21 protein-coding genes are annotated in these 19,592 nt (G+C 54.6%); 14 read left to right on the top strand and 7 right to left on the bottom strand.

What is annotated here, in order from left to right:
* Positions 1-33: 33 nt before the first annotated feature.
* From H1D41_RS09345 to H1D41_RS09410, 14 genes are all read left to right on the top strand, one after another.
* Complete coding sequence (locus H1D41_RS09345; RefSeq protein ID WP_228848652.1) at positions 34-1,107, top strand: ABC transporter ATP-binding protein; 1,074 nt, start codon at positions 34-36, stop codon at positions 1,105-1,107.
* Positions 1,107-2,189 (top strand): ABC transporter ATP-binding protein, encoded by a 1,083-nt coding sequence (locus tag H1D41_RS09350; protein ID WP_228848653.1) that lies wholly within the window; start codon positions 1,107-1,109, stop codon positions 2,187-2,189. The genes H1D41_RS09345 and H1D41_RS09350 overlap by 1 nt, the downstream gene beginning before the upstream one ends.
* Positions 2,186-3,049 carry a carbohydrate ABC transporter permease gene (locus H1D41_RS09355; RefSeq protein ID WP_228848654.1) on the top strand — a complete coding sequence of 288 codons (864 nt, stop codon included), beginning with the start codon at positions 2,186-2,188 and terminating at the stop codon, positions 3,047-3,049. The genes H1D41_RS09350 and H1D41_RS09355 overlap by 4 nt, the downstream gene beginning before the upstream one ends.
* Before the next feature lie 12 nt (positions 3,050-3,061).
* On the top strand, positions 3,062-3,859 hold the full coding sequence (locus tag H1D41_RS09360; protein ID WP_107497894.1) for a carbohydrate ABC transporter permease: 798 nt from the start codon (positions 3,062-3,064) through the stop codon (positions 3,857-3,859).
* Position 3,860: 1 nt separating this feature from the next.
* Positions 3,861-4,139: a DUF2160 domain-containing protein gene (locus H1D41_RS09365; RefSeq protein WP_228848655.1), complete on the top strand. Its 279-nt coding sequence runs from the start codon at positions 3,861-3,863 to the stop codon at positions 4,137-4,139.
* A 130-nt stretch (positions 4,140-4,269) separates the two neighbouring features.
* Positions 4,270-4,842, top strand: a complete 573-nt coding sequence (locus H1D41_RS09370) for a cytochrome b (protein WP_228848656.1) — start codon at positions 4,270-4,272, stop codon at positions 4,840-4,842.
* A 137-nt stretch (positions 4,843-4,979) separates the two neighbouring features.
* Positions 4,980-6,281 carry an extracellular solute-binding protein gene (locus H1D41_RS09375; RefSeq protein WP_228848657.1) on the top strand — a complete coding sequence of 434 codons (1,302 nt, stop codon included), beginning with the start codon at positions 4,980-4,982 and terminating at the stop codon, positions 6,279-6,281.
* 80 nt (positions 6,282-6,361) lie between these two features.
* On the top strand, positions 6,362-7,243 hold the full coding sequence (locus tag H1D41_RS09380) for an ABC transporter permease subunit (RefSeq protein WP_228848658.1): 882 nt from the start codon (positions 6,362-6,364) through the stop codon (positions 7,241-7,243).
* A 10-nt stretch (positions 7,244-7,253) separates the two neighbouring features.
* On the top strand, positions 7,254-8,150 hold the full coding sequence (locus H1D41_RS09385) for an ABC transporter permease subunit (RefSeq protein ID WP_228848659.1): 897 nt from the start codon (positions 7,254-7,256) through the stop codon (positions 8,148-8,150).
* A 12-nt stretch (positions 8,151-8,162) separates the two neighbouring features.
* The gene (locus H1D41_RS09390; protein ID WP_228848660.1) at positions 8,163-9,212 is read left to right on the top strand and encodes an ABC transporter ATP-binding protein; all 1,050 of its coding nucleotides are present in this window, start codon (positions 8,163-8,165) and stop codon (positions 9,210-9,212) included.
* Complete coding sequence (locus tag H1D41_RS09395) at positions 9,209-10,213, top strand: endonuclease/exonuclease/phosphatase family protein (protein ID WP_228848661.1); 1,005 nt, start codon at positions 9,209-9,211, stop codon at positions 10,211-10,213. The genes H1D41_RS09390 and H1D41_RS09395 overlap by 4 nt, the downstream gene beginning before the upstream one ends.
* A gap of 141 nt (positions 10,214-10,354) precedes the next feature.
* Positions 10,355-11,365: a glycosyltransferase family 2 protein gene (locus H1D41_RS09400; RefSeq protein ID WP_228848662.1), complete on the top strand. Its 1,011-nt coding sequence runs from the start codon at positions 10,355-10,357 to the stop codon at positions 11,363-11,365.
* Entirely contained in the window at positions 11,362-13,062 is a 1,701-nt protein-coding gene (locus H1D41_RS09405; protein ID WP_228848663.1) for a beta-1,6-N-acetylglucosaminyltransferase, read from the top strand. Before H1D41_RS09400 ends, H1D41_RS09405 begins: the two co-directional genes overlap by 4 nt.
* Positions 13,059-14,486, top strand: coding sequence for a nodulation protein NodH (locus H1D41_RS09410; RefSeq protein ID WP_228848664.1), 1,428 nt, complete (start codon positions 13,059-13,061; stop codon positions 14,484-14,486). Before H1D41_RS09405 ends, H1D41_RS09410 begins: the two co-directional genes overlap by 4 nt.
* Positions 14,487-14,492: 6 nt before the next feature.
* On the opposite strand, the gene H1D41_RS09415 is transcribed toward H1D41_RS09410, so the two are convergent.
* The 7 genes from H1D41_RS09415 to H1D41_RS09445 form a co-directional block, all read right to left on the bottom strand.
* Complete coding sequence (locus tag H1D41_RS09415) at positions 14,493-14,957, bottom strand: PTS sugar transporter subunit IIA (RefSeq protein ID WP_107497883.1); 465 nt, start codon at positions 14,955-14,957, stop codon at positions 14,493-14,495.
* A gap of 39 nt (positions 14,958-14,996) precedes the next feature.
* Entirely contained in the window at positions 14,997-15,563 is a 567-nt protein-coding gene (gene hpf / locus H1D41_RS09420) for a ribosome hibernation-promoting factor, HPF/YfiA family (RefSeq protein ID WP_228848665.1), read from the bottom strand.
* Positions 15,564-15,686: 123 nt separating this feature from the next.
* Positions 15,687-16,970, bottom strand: coding sequence for an RNA polymerase factor sigma-54 (gene rpoN, locus H1D41_RS09425; RefSeq protein WP_228848666.1), 1,284 nt, complete (start codon positions 16,968-16,970; stop codon positions 15,687-15,689).
* Positions 16,971-16,991: 21 nt separating this feature from the next.
* Positions 16,992-17,750 (bottom strand): LPS export ABC transporter ATP-binding protein, encoded by a 759-nt coding sequence (gene lptB, locus H1D41_RS09430; RefSeq protein WP_107497880.1) that lies wholly within the window; start codon positions 17,748-17,750, stop codon positions 16,992-16,994.
* Entirely contained in the window at positions 17,750-18,250 is a 501-nt protein-coding gene (locus tag H1D41_RS09435) for an LptA/OstA family protein (protein WP_228848667.1), read from the bottom strand. Before H1D41_RS09435 ends, lptB begins: the two co-directional genes overlap by 1 nt.
* A 9-nt stretch (positions 18,251-18,259) precedes the next feature.
* Positions 18,260-18,865: an LPS export ABC transporter periplasmic protein LptC gene (gene lptC, locus H1D41_RS09440; RefSeq protein WP_228848668.1), complete on the bottom strand. Its 606-nt coding sequence runs from the start codon at positions 18,863-18,865 to the stop codon at positions 18,260-18,262.
* Positions 18,866-18,944: 79 nt separating this feature from the next.
* On the bottom strand, positions 18,945-19,556 hold the full coding sequence (locus H1D41_RS09445; protein ID WP_228848669.1) for a ribonuclease D: 612 nt from the start codon (positions 19,554-19,556) through the stop codon (positions 18,945-18,947).
* Positions 19,557-19,592: the final 36 nt, after the last annotated feature.

The following is a 19,592-nucleotide window of genomic DNA, read 5'->3' on the forward strand; positions in this document are numbered from 1 at the left end:
CTGATACACACCGATACTGGGGGGCTGTGCTTTATGGCACTGGAACTAAACGAAATTACCAAGGTTGTGGGCGGTCAGACGCATATCAAACCCACAAGCCTGACCCTGCACAGCGGGCACTTTAATGTGCTGCTGGGGGAAACTGGCGCGGGGAAGACCTCGCTTATTAAAATGATGGCCGGGCTTGATCCGATTGCCTCTGGTCAGGTCGTGATGGACGGCGAAGATATCACTGCACTTTCCACACAAAAACGCAACATCAGCCTCGTGCATCAGTTTTTCGTCAATTATCCGCATATGACGGTGTTTGATAATATTGCCTCCCCGCTGCGGGTTGCAGGCATGGCGAAAAGCGAAATTCAGGGCCGCGTCGAAGAAGCCGCAGACATCATGCAACTGCGCCCCATGTTGAACCGTCGTCCGCATGAACTGTCCGGCGGACAACAACAGCGTACCGCACTGGCCCGCGCGATTGCAAAAGAAAGCAAGGCCGTGTTCTTGGATGAACCGCTTGCCAACCTTGACTACAAACTGCGCGAAGAATTGCGAGAACAGCTGCCGGAATTGTTCGCAGGCCGGGGTGCCGTGGTGGTTTATGCCACGTCTGAACCGGAAGAAGCTCTGTTGCTGGGCGGTGAAACAGCCCTGATGCAGGACGGCCGCGTGACACAATTCGGCCCGACCGCCGGGATTTACCGCGACCCTGCAAACCTGAGCGCCGCCCAGGTGTTTTCCGATCCGCCCATCAACCAGGCGCGGATTGTTAAAGAAGGCACGACAGCGAAAATGGGATCAATCCACTGGCATCTCTCTGGTGCAGCGGCGGATATGGCCGATGGGGATTATATCGTTGCGATCCGCCCGAACCACATCCTGCCTTATAAAACCGACACCGCCTTTGTCCCGATCACAGGGCGCGTGGGTGTGACGGAACTGTCTGGTTCTGAAAGCAGCGCGCATTTCCATTTCGCGGATGAAAGCTGGGTGTCCCTCGCCCATGGCGTTCACCCCTATACCGTTGGCGAAGAACATAAATTCTTCATGGATCCTTCCGCCTGCCTGTACTTCACGCCTGATGGCACACGCATCAAAGAGGAGCGCGCATAATGGCGAAAATCACCCTCTCTAAACTGCGTCACAGCTATTACCCGAACCCGAAGTCAGCGAATGACTATGCGCTGAAGGAAATTGATCTGGATTGGAAAGACGGCGGCGCTTATGCCCTGCTTGGCCCGTCCGGTTGTGGGAAATCCACGCTGCTGAACATCATCTCTGGTCTGCTGGTTCCGTCCGAAGGGCAGATCCTGTTTGACGATCAGGACGTCACCCATCTGCCGCCGGATCAGCGCAACATCGCGCAGGTTTTCCAGTTCCCGGTGATCTATGACACGATGACGGTGTATGACAACCTGGCCTTCCCCCTGCGCAATCGCGGCGTCGATGCCATGCGGGTGGATCAGCGCGTGCGCGAAATTGCTGAGATGCTGGAAGTCACCGATCTGCTGGATCAGCGCGCCGCAGGTCTGTCACCGGACAACAAACAAAAGATTTCCATGGGGCGTGGGCTTGTGCGCGATGATGTGAATGTTGTCATGTTCGACGAACCCCTGACCGTGATCGATCCGCATCTGAAGTGGAAGCTGCGCAGCAAGCTGAAAGAACTGCATCAGCGCGTGAATGCGACGATGATCTATGTGACTCACGACCAGACCGAAGCCCTGACCTTCGCCGACCAGGTGGTTGTCATGCAGCAGGGCGAAGTCGTGCAAATCGGCACTCCAGTGGAACTGTTTGACCGCCCCGCACATACGTTTGTCGGCCATTTCATCGGCTCACCCGGCATGAATGTGCTGCCTTGCACGCTGGATGCTGGCATGGCGATGTTCAACGGCACAGCTGTGGAACTGGAAGGGCCGGTGCCGTTAGGTGCAAGTGGCAACTTTGAGATCGGCATACGCCCGGAATTTGTGACAATCAGCGACAGTGGCATTCCCGCCGTGGTGCGCAAAGTGGCCGATGTCGGGCGGCATCTGGTGGTGGAAGCCATGGCGGGCGATCATAAGATCTCTGCCGTCATGAACGGCACGACCCCTGAAAAAGGCGCGCAGGTTCACCTGAACTTCCACCCGGATCAGACCCGGCTTTATTCCGACGGCTGGCTTATTTCCAAAGCAGGAGGCAAATCATGAAAACCGAAAATCAAAAAGCCTGGTTCTTTGTGCTTCCAGTCCTGCTGCTGGTCGCTTTCAACGCCCTTATCCCTATGATGACGGTTGTGAATTATTCCGTGCAGGAAACCTTCGGCAACAACCTGTTCTTCTGGCAAGGCCTTGACTGGTTTGAACAAATTCTGCGGTCTGAACGGTTTCATGCGGCGCTTGGGCGGCAGTTCCTGTTCACCTTCCTGATCCTGATCATTGAAATTCCTCTAGGCATCATCATCGCACTTTCCATGCCGCGCAAAGGGTTTTGGGTGCCGGTGTGTCTTGTGACAATGGCCCTGCCGATGCTGATCCCTTACAACGTGGTTGGTGCGATGTGGAACATCTTTGCCCTGCCGGATATCGGCCTGATGGGCTATTTCCTGAACCATGTTCTAGGCATCAACTATGACATGACGCAGGATCCGGTGGCAGCCTGGGTGACGATCATCACCATGGATGTCTGGCACTGGACGTCGCTTGTGGTTCTACTGGCCTATGCCGGCCTCGTGTCTATCCCTGATGCTTATTATCAGGCGGCAAAGATTGACGGAGCCTCCAACTGGTCTGTGTTCCGTTTTATCCAACTGCCCAAGATGAAAAACGTCCTGACCATTGCAATTCTTTTGCGGTTTATGGACAGCTTCAACATCTACACGGAACCTTTCGTTCTGACAGGGGGCGGGCCGGGCAATTCGACCACGCTTCTGTCTATTGATCTGGTGAAAATCGCCCTTGGGCAGTTTGACCTTGGCCCTGCCGCGGCCATGTCCCTGATCTACTTTGCAATCACTCTTTTGGTCAGCTGGCTGTTCTACACGCTGATGACCAAAGACGACCTGAACTAAGGGGGCCTGATCATGCAAAAACGCAGCATCATCCCAATCGTCTATATTCTGTTCCTGCTTCTGCCGATTTATTGGCTGGTCGCCATGAGCTTCAAAACCACGAATGAGATCCTATCCGGGTTTTCCCTGTTTCCCCAGACTTTCACGCTGGAAGCCTACCGCACGATCTTCACCGATCCGACCTGGTACTGGGGATATATCAACTCGATCATCTACGTTTCGCTGAACACCGTGATTTCAATCACCGTCGCCCTGCCCGCCGCCTATGCGTTTTCGCGGTATCGGTTTCTGGGGGATAAAACCCTGTTCTTCTGGCTGCTGACCAACCGCATGGCCCCGGCCGCTGTGTTCGCGCTGCCATTCTTCCAACTATATTCCGCTGTTGGCATCTTTGACACGCATCTCGCTGTGGCGCTGGCCCATTGTCTGTTCAACATTCCCCTATCGGTCTGGATCCTGGAAGGGTTCATGGGTGGTGTACCAAAAGAGCTGGACGAAACCGCCTATGTTGATGGCTATTCCTTCCCGCGCTTCTTCATGACGATCTTCATCCCGACGATCAAAGCGGGCGTCGGCGTCGCGGCGTTCTTCTGCTTCATGTTCTCATGGGTGGAACTGCTGTTGGCTAAAACCCTGACAGCCGTGGCCGCGAAACCGATCGCGGCGACCATGACCAAGACCGCTTCAAGTGCCGGGTACGAACTTGGCCTGCTGGCCGCTGCCGGGACATTAACCATCATTCCGGGTGCCATCGTGATCTGGTTTGTGCGCAACTACATCGCCAAAGGCTTTGCAATGGGGAGAGTGTAACATGTTAACCTGGATGGCATGGACATGGCCCACCGGCCTGTTTTTCATCGGCGTTTTCACCGCCATGGCAATCATCACTGTGATCGAAATCAAAAAGCCCGGCACCAGCGCCCGTAAAGGCGCATTGGGCCTTGTGACAACACGCGGTGATCGTCTGTTTCTCAGCCTGATGGGCAGTGCCTGGATCTTTCTGGCCTGGCTTGGGATCGTTGGCACTCCCCTGTGGATCCCGTTGGGACTGGCGCTGATCTGGGGCACTTTCTGTTTCCTCAAAGTCTGACCTTATAAACACCTGCGCCAGCGCGAACCAACCGCTGGCGCAGAAACACGCACCACCCGCGCATTGTCGTTTGAAACAAAGCGTCGCGCACCCGATCTCCGGCAAAACCAGCCATGCGACGGAGACCCCAATGACCACAGCAACACATTCCGACAGCCCCGAACGCTACGCCCTGCCCCTGCGTATCCTGCATTGGCTTATGGCTGCAGGGTTTATCTTTATGTGGGCCTGCGGCTATGCCATGACAAAACTTGTGCCTGAAGACGGTGCCTGGGAAGAAACCCTGTTCGCGCTGCATATTTCTGTCGGCGTTACCCTGGTTGCCTTTCTGGCGGCGCGTTTTGTCATCCGCCTGCGTACAAATCACCCTGAACAACCAGACGATATGCCAGTGGTCGAACGCAAGCTGGCCCATGTCGGGCATATCATGCTGTATCTTGTACCTGCGCTGGTTCTTGCCGCAGGCTGGGCCGAGGTTGATCTGGGCGGGCATGGCGTGAAATGGTTCGGCGTGGCCATGCCAGAACTTTTCCCGGCTTCCCTGCTGCCCGGTGTAGCGGAACCCGAAGAACTGGCCGAAGCGGCCCATGTCTGGCTTGCTTACGGGATGCTTGCGCTTGTCGTTGGGCACATCCTGGCCGTTGTGAAACACAAAGTCATCGACGGGCATAATCTGCTGCCGCGTATATCCCTGAAAAAATAAGCACCTGGCGGCCATCACCCCACTGGTGGCCGCTGTTACACAACTGTCATGCACCCGTCACGATAGCGTTAACATCCCCAGGTAGATCACCCCCGTTCAGGGCCGCACGCCCGCCATCTACATTTGGGGATACTCCAATGCTTGCACGCACAACTCTTTTGGCAACCGCAACCGTTTTCTGTGGTTCCGTTGCTTTCGCTGAAACTGAAATCACCTGGTGGCACGCCATGGGCGGTCAGCTGGGCGAAACTGTAAATCAGATCGCTGCTGATTTTAACGCGTCCCAGGACGATGTGACCATCACACCAATCTATAAGGGTTCTTATGAAGAAACCCTGACCGCTGGCATCGCCGCCTTCCGTGCCGGCGAACAGCCAAACATCCTGCAGGTGTTTGATGCAGGCGCTGCCACCGTAATCGCAGCCCAGGGCGCGACCATCCCGGTTGCTGATCTGCTGGCCGAAAACGGCGGCTTCGACATCAATGACTACATCCCAGGTGTGCGTTATTTCTACGCCGATTCCGATGGCAAGATGATCGGCATGCCGTTCAACTCTTCCACCCCGATCATGTATTACAACACGCAGGCCCTCGAAGCGGCTGGCGTTACTGCGCCAAAAACCTGGGAAGAATTCCAGTCCGTGACAGCCCCTGCCCTGAAAGAGGCTGGCTATGAGCCACTGTCACAATCCCACCTGCCATGGATTTTCACTGAAAACTTCATGTCCCGCCACAACCTGCCCTTCGCAACCAACAACAACGGTTATGATGGTCTCGACACACAGATCCTTGTGAACAATGAAGCGATCCGCGATCACTTCACTGCTGCAAAATCCTGGATCGATGACGGCCTGATGGGCTACTACGGTTCCAACTGGTCCGACAATGCCAAGCCGTTTGAAGAAGGCCGCACAGCGATGTGGCTGGGATCTTCCGGTTCTTTCGGTGGCCTGATGCAGAAAGCGGATTTCGAATTTTCCGCAACCTACCTGCCATATTGGGAAGCTGTAACAACCGAGCCAACCCAGACCTTCATCGGTGGCGCATCCCTGTTCGCGATGTCCGGTCAGTCCAATGAAGAAAACGCCGCGACTGCTGCATTCTTCAACTACCTGACCTCTGAGGAAGTTCAGTACATGTGGCACCGTGAAACAGGTTATGTGCCTGTGACCCAGGCCGCATATGAACTGGCACAAACCGACGGTCACTATGATCGCTTCCCGGCCGCAAAAATCGGTGTGGAACAGCTGTCCCTCGCGTCCGGTGACAACACCCGCGGTTATCGCATGGGTTTCTACGTTCAGATCCGTGACGTGATGAACCGCGAATATGGCCGCATCTTCTCTGGTGAAACATCCGTGGAAGACGCGTTCAACACAATCGAGACCGAAGCTAATGAACTTCTGTCCCGCTTCGCACGCACACAAGGCGCCGGTTAACCCCACCGCCTGACACGTGCCGGGGGCCCTTTGCGGGGCCTCCGGTTTTATTCTGACGACACCTTCGAGAAGCCCTGCCCATGAAACGCGCCGGATTTGCGCAGCCCTGGCTGCCTATGCTGTTGCTGCTGCCCCAGCTGACCATCATTGTAATTTTCTTCTACTGGCCCGCGCTTGAGGCCGTGCGTTCTTCTTTCTACCTTGAAGACCCGTTTGGGTTCGGGTCCAGTTTTGTCGGTCTGGAAAACTACCAGATCCTGCTGGAAAGCCGCGAATACCGCCGGGTTGCCCTGTTCACGCTGTTTTTCACCCTTTGCGTCACTTTCTTTTCCCTCGCCATCGCTCTGCTGCTGGCGGTAAAGGCCGATAAAGTACTGCGCGGCGCAACCAGCTATAAGACGCTGCTGATGTGGGTCTATGCGATTGCCCCACCGGTGGCCGGGCTGATGGGCGCGATGCTGGTCAATCATTCCAACGGCATGATCACCCATCTGTTCGGGGCCGCCGGGTATGAATTCCGCAATGGTCTGAACTATAGCGACACGGCCTTCACCATGATCCTGGTTGCGATCTGGAAGCAAATCCCGGTGAATTTCATCTTCTTCCTGTCCGGCCTGCAATCCATCCCGGTTTCCCTGCGCGAAGCGGCAAAGATCGACAATAAATCCGGCACATCCCGGTTCTGGACGATCACGTTTCCGCTGCTCGCCCCCACCGGGTTCTTCCTGCTGATCACCAATATCACCTACGCGCTGTTTGACACATTCGGCATCATCGACGTGGTGATTAAGGGCGAACCGGGGAACAACCCACTGACGCTTGTTTACAAAGTCTACGTCGACGGATTCCGCGGCAATGACCTTGGCGGATCAAGCGCGCAATCGGTGGTTTTGATGGTTCTGGTCCTGGCCCTGACCGTGTTCCAGTTCCGCCTGATCGAAAAACGCATTCACTACACCTGAGGCGCTGAAAATGACAAAAACAGAGACTAACAGAGGGCAAAGCGCCCCACGTAAGCGCCGATTCAAGCTGGAACATCTGCTGGACCACAGCATTCTGATCCTGGGATCACTGTTCATGCTGGTGCCGGTTTATCTGATCATCGCAACGTCCAGCTTTGATCGCATCACTGTGGCGCGCAAAGGGCTGCAATATACGTTTTCCGACCAGATGGCAGAAAACTTTCACATGGCGATGTTTGAAAGCACAAGCTTCACCGGCACGGTGGATGGGTTCACCATGCTGATGAACTCTCTGATCCTGGGCATGGGCTTTGCCATCGGCAAAATCGCGATTTCCATGATGGCGGCCTATGCGATTGTGTATTTCCGCCTGCGGTTCGCAACTTTTGCTTTCTGGCTGATTTTCACGACACTTTTGCTGCCGCTTGAGGTGCGCATTCTGCCAACCTACGAAATCGTGCAGGGCCTGGGCATGATCAACACCTATTCAGGCCTGATCATCCCGCTGATCGCCTCTGCCACGGGCACGTTTTTCTTCCGCCAGTTCTTTCGATCTGTGCCCGAAGAACTGGTCGAAGCCGCGCGAATTGACGGCGCAGGGCCGGTGAAGTTCTTCATCGATATTCTGGTACCTCTGTCCAAAACCATGATCGCCGCGATCTTTATCATCATGTTTGTCGTCGGCTGGAACCAATACCTCTGGCCAACGCTGATCACCACCGATGAAGGGCTGTTTACCCTCGTGCGTGGGATCAAACAGATCATGCTGGTGATCGCCGACAACAATAAAATTCCGGAATTTGGCGTGGCAATGGCGCTGGCGATTATCGCCATGCTGCCGCCCGTGCTGATCGTTCTCTTCTTCCAGTCCTGGTTCGTAAAGGGCCTTGTGGAATCCGACAAATAAGGAGCCGGTAAAATGGCAAATGTATCCGTCAAAGACGTTGAAAAAATCTACCCGAACGGGTTTCACGCGATCAAAGGGGCAAACCTGGAAATTGAACCGGGCGAATTCATCGTGCTGGTCGGGCCGTCCGGCTGCGGGAAATCGACCCTATTACGGACGATTGCGGGCCTGGAAGAGGCATCTTCCGGTGAAATCAGCATCGGGGATCGCGTGGTCAATGATATCGACCCCGCCGATCGCAACATCGCGATGGTGTTCCAGAACTACGCACTTTACCCGCATATGACCGTGTACAAAAACATGGCCTATGGCCTGAAGAACCGCAAACTGCCGAATGATCAGATTGATACGCAGGTGCAAAAAGCGGCACTAATGCTGGGACTTTCGGAACATCTGGACCGTAAACCAAGTCAGCTGTCCGGCGGTCAGCGCCAACGCGTTGCCATGGGCCGTGCGATTGTGCGTTCGCCCGATCTGTTTCTCTTTGACGAACCCCTGTCCAATCTGGATGCCAAACTGCGCAGCCAGATGCGCATCGAAATCCGCAAACTGCAGCGTGAACTTGGCGTGACCTCGATCTATGTGACCCATGATCAGGTGGAAGCCATGACCATGGCAGATCGGATTGTTGTACTGAACGGTGGCAAGATCGAACAGATCGGCACACCGGCTGAAATCTACAACAGCCCGGCCAGCGTCTTTGTTGCCTCTTTCATGGGCGCCCCCCCCATGAACCTGATGGATGCTGTTGCCGATGGGAACAGCATTGCGCTGCCCGGCGGCGCATTGCCCCTGAATCATGAAGTACACGGCCCGGTCACCATCGGTATCCGTCCTGAGAAAGCCGTGATCACTGACCAGGCCAATGGGGCGACACTACCGTTCACCCATGATTTCACCGAAGAACTTGGCGCGATCCGGCTGGTGCATGGGCATCTTGGGGATACACCTTTTGTCGTGCATCGCCACGACGACGCACCACTGCCTGATGGACCTTTATTCGTCTCTGTTGCAGGGGAAAATGTGAATGTCTTTGATCAGGCAACAGGCCAGAAGCGATGAAATTGTTCGAAACGGCAAGCTGCACCGCCCTGCCCGCGGTGCCTGCTGAGCTGCATGACCGGATCCTGGCGGCACCCCGCAATTCAGAAACACACCGTGAACTGATGGAACAGATGGAGGCCATGCATCTGCTGGAAGAACGCTGGCCCTCTGCCGCCAGCCCCCTGCCCGCAGAATTCACTGTGGCCGCCTGGAACCTGGAACGCTGCCTTGATCCGGAAGGTTCTACCGCGCTGCTGAAGCAACACAAACCCGACATCATCCTGCTGTCTGAAATGGACGCTGGCATGGCCCGCACCGCCCAGCGCAACACAACGGCCGATCTCGCCCGGGAAATGGGGATGGGCTATGCTTACGGCGTGGAATTCCATGAAATGGATCTGGGCGGCGAAACCGAGCGTGAATTCTGCAAAGATGATTACAACGCCTTTGGCTGGCACGGGAATGCGCTGCTGTCGCGCACGAAGCCCCTGAAGACCGCACTGGTGCGGCTGGATGATCATGGCCACTGGTTTTGCCCGGAAACCTCCGATGATCCAGCACAACCCCGCGTCGGCGGGCGCATGGCAGTCATGGCGGTAATACCGACCAGAGGCGGCGACATCTGCGCCATTTCCACCCATCTGGAAAGCGCCACAGATGCCCCACACCGACAAAGCCAAATGGATCGCCTGATCGCGGCGGCTGACGCTTTCGCGCCCGGCCTTCCGGTGATCATTGGCGGCGATCTGAACACCGGTAACCACCTGCCCAACGCAGACTGGCAGCTTGAAACGCTTTTTGACAGCGCAAAACGCCAGGGGTTTTCCTGGGGTAACAACCTAGAAGGCATGACCACCCGCAAAAGCCGCATCACCCGCTGGCCGACCCGCGCCATGAAGCTGGATTGGTTTGCCTGCCGGGGCCTGAAAGAACACGGTGCAGACATCATCCCCGCGCTTGACCTGACAAAGACGCCCCTGTCGGATCATGAACTTATTGTCGGGCAGTTCAGTATCTGAACGAAAAATCGGATCAAACCTCTTCTCAATCCGGCACAACGGGTTGCCCGGACCGCAGGCAACCCATAATGTGCAGCTATTGTCTGGTAAAACATTGCAACAACAGCGCCGGACAGCAGTGAACCGTGAAGAGGAACAGGTTTGGGCGTTCTTGGAACATATCGTTTGCGCGTACGGCGCAGGCGCTTTCTTTTACGGGCGATCCGAAAACGCCGGGAATTGCGTGCTGTCGCAAAGCGCACAAAGACGATCAAACGCAATGATATTCTGCTTTTCTCTACTCTGCGCAACGAACGGTTTCGCCTTCCCTATTTCCTGAAATACTATCGGGATATGGGCGTTCAGCATTTTCTGTTTGTTGACAACAACAGCACTGATGGGTCGCTTGAATATCTTGCGAAACAGGACGATGTGTCTGTCTGGACAACAAAGCACAGTTACAAGAATTCAAGGTTTGGCGTTGACTGGCTGACATGGCTGCAGATGCGCTATGCACATGATCACTGGGCTCTGACTGTAGATGTTGATGAATTCCTGGTCTTCCCCTTCTGTGACACCCGTTCTTTACGGGCATTGACCGACTGGCTGGATGCATCTGATGTCACCAGCTTTGGCGCGATGCTGCTGGACATGTATCCCAAGGGGCCGCTTGACCATTTTCATTACACCGAAGGTCAGAACCCGTTTGAAATTGCGTCCTGGTTCGACAGCGGCAACTACACGCTTTCACTAAACCCCATGTATGACAACTTGTGGATCCAGGGCGGGCCCCGTGCCCGTCAGTTCTTCACCGACACACCGGAACAAGCGCCCGCACTGAACAAAATCCCGCTGGTACGCTGGAACCGCAGATATGCTTATGTCAGCTCTACGCATGCTCTGCTGCCGCGAGGACTGAACAAAGTCTATGATCAGACTGGCGGGGAAAAGGCCTCTGGTTGTCTGCTACACGCAAAATTCCTCGAAGGCTTTGCAGAAAAGGCCGCGGAAGAACTTGTCCGGAAACAGCATTACGCCGGCAGCCGTGAATATATCTCTTATGCAAGCGGGGATGGTACAGAGCCGGACTTCTGGTGCAAATGGTCTGAACGCTACATCAACTGGCGACAACTGGAAATGCTTGGGCTTATGTCGAAAGGGAACTGGGCATGAGTACTGGCATCGTGATGCTTGCGCATACGGCTTTCAACCGGGCGGCTCAGGTCGCGCGGCACTGGTCGGAAAAGGGCTGCCCCGTTGTTATCCATGTTGACAATCGCGTACCTGAGAATGCCTTTCTGAAATTCACAAAAGCACTGTCTGACCTTTCCAATGTGAAATTCTGCGCCCGTCACGCCTGCGAATGGGGGACCTGGGGCATGGTTGCGGCCACACAAAGTGCATCTGAAATGATGTTGGCTGAGTTCCGCGAGGTTGATCATGTTCTGCTGACTTCCGGATCATGCCTGCCACTTCGGCCCGTACAGGAACTTGAAAGCTTTCTGAAACGCCATCCGGATACAGATTTCATCGAATCCGCGACCACCGAAGACGTTCCCTGGACTGTCGGAGGTCTTGATCAGGAACGATTTACACTGCGGTTCCCCTTTTCCTGGAAAAAGCACCGCTGGCTGTTTGACCGGTACGTCCGGCTGCAACGTCGCGTTGGCTTCAGACGTAAGACCCCAAACGATCTGACGCCCCATATGGGATCACAGTGGTGGTGCCTGACCCGGCATACGCTCGACGCGATCCTGAACAGTCCGGACCGGGCGGAACATGATGCCTATTTCCGTAAAGTATGGATCCCTGATGAAAGCTATTTTCAGACCCTGGCGCGCGTCTATGCCCGCAAAATCCGAAGCCAGTCCCTGACGCTTGCGCAGTTTGATTATCAGGGAAAACCTTACATCTTTTATGACGACCACCTGCCACTTCTGAAACGATCCAATTGCTTTATTGCCCGCAAAATCTGGCCAGCCTCCAACACGCTTTACAATACCTTCCTGCGCAAACAGAGTAAGGGAAATTCAGATGTGGAACCCAATCCGGGTCGCATCGCCCGCCTGTTCAGCAATGCAACAGAACGTCGTATCCGGGGCCGTGCCGGTTTGTATATGCAAAGCCGTTTTCCCAGAAACACCTGGGACCACCACCTGACGTCTGCACCTTATTCCGTTTTCGAAGGCTTCGGGGACGTCTTTGAAAACTTCGATTCATGGCTTGGTAAAGCCACCGGGGCGAACGTCCATGGCCACCTGTTTGATCGGGACCGCGTTCAGTTTGCAGGCGATCAGGATTGTTTTTGTGGCGCCATGTCAGGCAATGCAGCCATTCGGGACTATAACCCGGAAGGTTTTCTTTCCAGCCTGATCTGGAATACCCGCGGGGAACGGCAATGCTTCCAGTTCGGACCTGCTGACAATCAGAAAATCAGCAAGCAACTGGCCACCGATCCGAACGCCCGGATATCGGTTATTTCCGGTGCCTGGATCATTCCCCTGTTTAAGTCAGGGCGAAGCTTTGGTCAGATCCGTACAGAAGCGGCCCGGCTGCAAAAAACTGAAAGCAAACATCTGGATATTTTGCGCGCAAGCTGGGTGAAGGCGCAGGTCCGGATCTGGACGCTGGCGGATTTCATGGAAGCACCGGTTGAGAACCTGCAAAGCATCGTCGACGAAATGGGCGCGCATCTGCCCCATAAACCCGTCCCTGCTATTAAAGTGACCGAATTGCCCGGATTTCGGGAGTTTCTGCAAGACCTGCGCGATCAGGGAATGCACCCCTGGCTGACCGGTGACTTCCAGGCACCGACGGCCCCAGGCAAGCCCACACCCCGTGAACCTCGTTCCTATATGGCAGGCAAATGACCAAAGCACTTAACTACTTCGTAATTTTCGCTGAAATGCGCACGGGATCTAACCTGCTGGAAGCCAGCCTGAACAGCTTTGACGGCATTCAGTGCCATGGCGAAGCCTTCAATCCGGCGTTTATCGGTTATCCGAAAAAGGATGATCTGCTTGGGATTACCGCGCAGGAACGTGACCAGAACCCGATCAGACTTATCCGCACAATCAAGAATAAATCAGACGGCATTGGCGGGTTTCGCCTGTTTCACAATCATGACATGCGCGCGGCAGATCACTGCCTGAATGACCCGGCCTGCGCCAAGATCATTTTGTCGCGTAATCCGGTGGAAAGCTATGTGTCCTGGAAAATCGCCCGGGAAACTGATCAGTGGAAGCTGACCAACCACAGCAAACGCAAATCTGCGCAGATTTCATTTGATGCCGTTGAGTTTGAAAAGATGCTTGCGGCACAACGCAACTTCCGGGCCCGGATCCAGCAGCAACTGCAGATCTCAGGTCAGACAGGGTTCTATGTCAGCTATACCGATCTTCAAAACCCTGAGATCATCAACGGGCTTGCCCGGTTCCTGGGCGTTGACAGCCAACAGGAACAGATCCAGACCAACATCAAAAAACAAAACCCCGGCCATCTGAGCGAAAAAGTTCTGAACTTTGATGAAATGGAACAGGCCCTGGCGCGGTCCGATTTTTTTGAACTTTCCGAACTGCCTGGCTATGAACCTTCTCGCGGTGCGAATGTGCCCTCTTGCGTGACCACCAATGAACCTGCGCTTCTCTATATGCCTCTGCGTGGCATGGATCATGCGCCAATAGAAAATATGATGGCGCAGAATTGCCCTGACCTCCCGCTTGCCCAGGGGTACACTCAGAAAACCCTGCGCGAATGGAAGAAAGATCATCCGGGACACATCAGCTTTACTGTGGTGTCTCATCCTGTTGAACGGGCTCATGCCACATTCTGCCGGCATATCCTGAATATCGGGCCTGACACCTACACCGAAACCCGGGATCTGTTGCGTCGTCAGTTTGATCTGCCAATCCCCGTCGGCGCGCCAGGCACAGGCTGGGACATCGACCAGCATCGCACAGCATTTATCGCGTTCATGGATTTTGTGCACAACAACCTGACGGGTCAAACCGCCTTGCATGCGGAAAACACCTGGGCCAGCCAGACATCATTGCTGGAAGGCATCAGTAGTTTCGCCTTCCCGGATCACATCCTGCGCAGCAACCGTTTAACTGAAGGAATGAATGTGATTTTTGGCTCAGCCGAAAACACAGCTATCCATGCCGAAGCTGATCACCCTTTTTCACTGGTTGATGTTTACAACGGCAAAGTCGAAAGCGCCGTGAAGGCCTGCTACAAAAAAGATTACATCAATTTTGGTTTTCCACGCTGGGATCGCTGGAACGAACAGGTCTGAACAGGGTCAGGCCGCCTGACTGGGCAGCTCTTCCGTCAGGATCGTATAAAGCGTCGCCGGACCTGTGTTTGCGCGTAGTTTTGCACAAATCCCCGGATCCCGCATTGTTCGGGACACTAGCGCAAGCGCTTTCAGATGTTCAACACCTGCGTCTTCCGGCGCAAAAAGTGCAAAGAACAGATCAACCGGCTGACGATCAACAGAACCAAAATCCAGTGGTGCTTCTGCGCGCAGAAAAACGGTTGAAACACCGGTCAGCCCGCTCAGACGTGCATGCGGCAGAGCAACACCTTTGCCAACACCGGTCGGACCAAGGTTTTCACGTTCCTGCAAAGCTTCCATCGCGCGCGATACCGGGATTCCATAGGCATCAGAGGCAACCTCTCCCAAAGACTGGAAGAGGCGTTTTTTGCTGGTCGCACTTCCGATCACCTTGATGGCATCGGGCTTAAGAATTGTTGTAAAATCCATCGTGCTACCTGATCACAGGCCTGTAACAGCCCCTGCCTTTTATTTCGGATCAATCCAGCCGATGTTTCCGTCATCGCGCCGGTAGACAACATTTACGCCGTCATGTCCTTCATTACGAAATACCAGCGCCGGAGCACCAGCCAGTTCCATCTGCATCACCGCTTCGCCAACGGACAGAGATGGTATTTTTGTTTCCATTTCGGCGATGATCATCGGCTGCAGAGTTTCGGGCTCGTCCGCGTCTGTGTCATCTCCTCCGGCAAGGATATACGAGGAAGCGCCAAAATGTTCAACCGGCTGCGCCCGCTCATTATGATGGTTTTTCAACCTGCGCTTGTATCGACGCAGTTGTTTTTCCATTTTATCACAGCAAGAATCGAAGGCTGCGTAGATTTCTGTGGCATGTGCCTTTGCCTGGGCGGTCAGTCCTGTGGAAAGGTGAACAGTTGCTTCACAGACGTATTCATGGGCATTGCGCGAGAAAACCACCTGTGCGTCTGTCGGTCGTTCAGCATATTTCTCGACGACAACGCCCAATCCGTCTTTCACGTGCACCTGAAGTGCTTCACCAATATCAATTTGCTTTCCAGTGATCTGGTACCGCATGTAACCTCCTGAAGTTTAAGTATACGGATGCTGCGTTCCCCACAGCCAAACGGATCTGGTTCAGAAAATGACTAATCTGTTTGGGTTGTGTTTTTCCGGGCGGTCGCCAAGCCTGACTAAGGTTCAGGGCCGCTGGGAAAGGTACTTCCGTTTCCGGTCGTACGATGTAGGAATCTTCAGACATCCCCTGTATTTGGCGACAGTTCGACGTGCAATGTCAACGCCTTCCTGCAATAATTGATCAACAATTTCTAAATCCGAAAGCGGATTGTCCTTATTTTCCGCAGCAATCATAGCCTTAAGCTTGTGCTGAACCGTATAGGCAGACGTAGTTTCCCCGTCGCCACTTTGCACCGAACGCTGAAAGAAAACAGACAGCGGGTACATGACCCCGTTCACCTGTGCAAACTTTCCTGCAACCGCCCGGGCGACGGTCGAAGGATGCACCTTTAGCTTTCGGGCGATATCAACTCGGGTCACGGGCTTCAGTTCGCTCACGTCGCCCACAAAGAATGACCGCTGAACTTCGACAAGCAGATGCGCGATCTGAAGCAATGTTTTACCCCGGAAGTTAACCGCACGTATCAAGGCATCTGCGCGCCGGCGGCATTCCCGGATATAGTCCTGTGCAGCCTCATCCTTCATCGCCCGACGCATAAGGCCTTCTTCCAGACTCAGATCTGGCATTACATCCCTGCAAAGATAGGCGATGATTTCGTCGCTGTCGGCCTTCCTGATACAAACATCGGGAAGCACCTCTTCTGCCAATGGCCGGAACTGTTCTGCCGGATAAGGCGAAAGCCCCCGGATTTTCACAGCGATAGAACGGGCAAGCTTTTCCCCCATCCCACTGATTTTGCGAAGCTTTCCCCAGTTCTCGGCTGCAAAAAGATCAAGGTGCTTCAGAACAACATCCACATCTTTTTGTCTCAAACCATTATCAGCCAGCTGAATGCCGATGCATTCTGCCAGGTTCCGCGCACCAATACCCGAAGGTTCGCACTGCTGGATCAATCTGACGGCATGATCGACCTCAGCCGAAGAACAGCGCAATTCCCCGGTGAGTTCTGCCACTGAACTGCGAATATAACCTTCTTCCGTCAGATCACCGATCAGATATTGCGCGATGTCTCGTTTGCGACCTGGCGGGTTGTTTGCCATCAACTGCCTGTGCAGATGCTCTGACAATGAAATCCGGCTTTCCAGTGTCTCTGACAATTCCATCGGATTGACCCGACTGCCGCCACGCACCCGCAACAGGGGGTTTTCCGCTGCCTCTTCACTGATCCGACGTGCAAGATCTACACTGCTCAGGGACAAGATGCCCAGGGAATAGGTAAGGCCCGCTGACAGTGTCTGACGCTGAGACGTTGAAAGCTGTGTGCGGGGCGTGGATGGATTTACCATGCCGCCACCCTGCGACAAAGATCAGGACATACGGAAGCTTTGTCCAAGATACACTTTACGCACATTTTCATCCTGCACGACTTCATCTGCCGTCCCACTCATCAACACTTTACCGTCATGCAGAATATAGGCCCGGTCCACAATTTCCAGTGTTTCGCGCACATTGTGATCCGTAATCAGCACACCAATGCCGCGCGATTTCAGATCAGCCACAAGGTTTCTGATTTCACCCACAGCAATCGGATCAACACCGGCATAGGGTTCATCCAGCAGAACATATTTCGGACCAGAGGCCAGGCAACGCGCAATTTCCGCACGACGACGTTCCCCACCGGAAAGCGCAAGCGCAGGCGCGCGGCGCAGATGTTCGATGGAAAACTCAGACAGAAGTTCTTCCAGTTTTTCCATACGCTTACGGCGGTCTTTAATGGAAATTTCCAGGATCGACAGGATGTTATCTTCGACGCTCATACCACGGAAAATCGACATTTCCTGCGGCAAATACCCGATCCCCAGACGTGCCCGGCGATACATCGGCAATGTCGTGGCATCGGTGCCGTCAATCACAACCTGGCCGCCTTCGGCGTTCACAAGACCGGCGATGGAATAGAAACAGGTCGTTTTCCCAGACCCATTCGGCCCAAGCAAAGCAACGACTTCGCCACGGGACAATTCCATCGAAACATCCCGGATCACCACGCGTTTGCGATAGCTTTTGCGCAAATTTCGAATCGACAGACCGCTGCTGCCTTCGGTGACTTTCAGATCCGGCGCAGCCATCAGTTGCCCCCGGTCTGCAAAATCGTATGCACGCGGCCCGACAATTCGGCCTGCCCGGTGCCCAGATTTACCGTCATCTGATTGGCGCCCAGCGCATTATCGCCCTGCGTCAGGATCACACCGCCTTGCATGACAATCTGACCGGACCCGATTGTATAAATCGCAGAGGTTGCTTCGGCCGCTTCCGCACCATTGGTCAAAACTACGCCATTGGTGGCATGAAGGCGTGAAATTTCACCAGTGGTATTTGCGCCTGTCTGATATTCCACACGCACACGACCGGCGGACAGACGCATAGAGCCCTGGCCAATCACCACATTGCCCTGAAAAACAGCACTGCCATCTTCCTGGTTCACCTGAAGCTGATCTGCGGTGACTTCCACAGGCAGGCTGGCATCATGTTGCAGGCCACCAAATGCAACCTGGGCCTGCCCAAAAGCAGCGCCGGAAAAGCCAACAACAGAAGCGCTTAGAACAATCGTCTGCAGAAATTTCTTCATACCAACCTCTCAGTTCACCGGTGTGTATACCAGCTTCACCCCGCCCTTGAAAACAAGAACATAGGTATTGCTGTCAGGTTCTGCCAGTTCCAGCAGCATTGAATCTGCATCAAAGCTTCCGAAACGTCCCGTCACCGATACAGCACCCGGCGCAGTCAGGATTGAACCATCCAGCGCGGTTTCAATTTCAGACGTCGACATCTGCATGCCTTCGGAACTCTCAATACGCACATCACCGGACAGGGAAAACATCTGATCCGCATTGTTCATCTGCCCACTGTCAGACACAATTTCAAACCGTGTTCCCCCCGGCGTATCAATTGACGCCTGCAGGCCTTCCGCAGCCAGCCGCCCGGCATCTTCCGGATCAGGGGTGGCCGTTTCGGCCTGCACAGACAGGGCCGTGCCATTGCCGGTGACACCAGTAAAATTCGGACGAGTCACACGCGGAGTCTGCGCACGTTCTTCGATTTCGCGTTCGGAAAACGGGATTGCGCCGCCGGTGCCGCTGCCCCGGGAAAACAGGAACAAGGTCGACAACAGCGCAAGCGCCGCCAGGGGCAGAATAACCTTCACCCAGGCGATAAAACGCGAATATGTGTAGACGTTGTTCATTGCTATACAACCTATCAGATCACCCGTGACAGCAAAGCACCGCTTTCGCTGTCAGCAATGATCCGCCCGAACATGTGGATTAATGTGCGAAAATATCCTGATCCGGCCAGCCCGCCAGATCCAGCACAGCGCGGGTCGGCAGGAAATCGTAGCAGTTCTGCGCGATGTCCATACGTCCTTCGCGTTCCAGCCGTTCATTCAGCTTCTCGCGCAGCGCATGCAGGTACAACACATCAGATGCCGCATAATCCAATTGGGCTTTGGTCAGTTCCCCGGCGCCCCAGTCGCTCATCTGCTGGTGTTTGGAAATATCCACGCCCAGCATTTCCTGCAGCAGGTTCTTCAGCCCGTGACGGTCAGTGTAAGTGCGGATAAGCTTAGACGCGATCTTGGTGCAATAGACCGGCGCAGTCAGCGCGCCAAAAGCGTTATACATCGCCGCAATATCAAAACGGCCATAATGGAACAGCTTCAGCACATCCGGATCGGTCAGCACAGCGCAAAGGTTCGGCGCCTCAGCCTGACCTTTTTCGATCTGCACAATATGCGTATTCCCGTCCCCACCAGACATCTGCACCAGACACAGGCGATCGCGATGTGGGTTCAGCCCCATGGTTTCACAATCAATCGCCACAACCGGACCCATTGAAAGCCCGTCGGGCAGATCGTTTTTATAAAGATGGTTCGCCATAGGGTGTCCTGTCAGGAATGCGGGTTTCCTGACAGT

Source organism: Halocynthiibacter styelae, assembly GCF_016123485.1.
GTDB lineage: Bacteria > Pseudomonadota > Alphaproteobacteria > Rhodobacterales > Rhodobacteraceae > Halocynthiibacter > Halocynthiibacter styelae.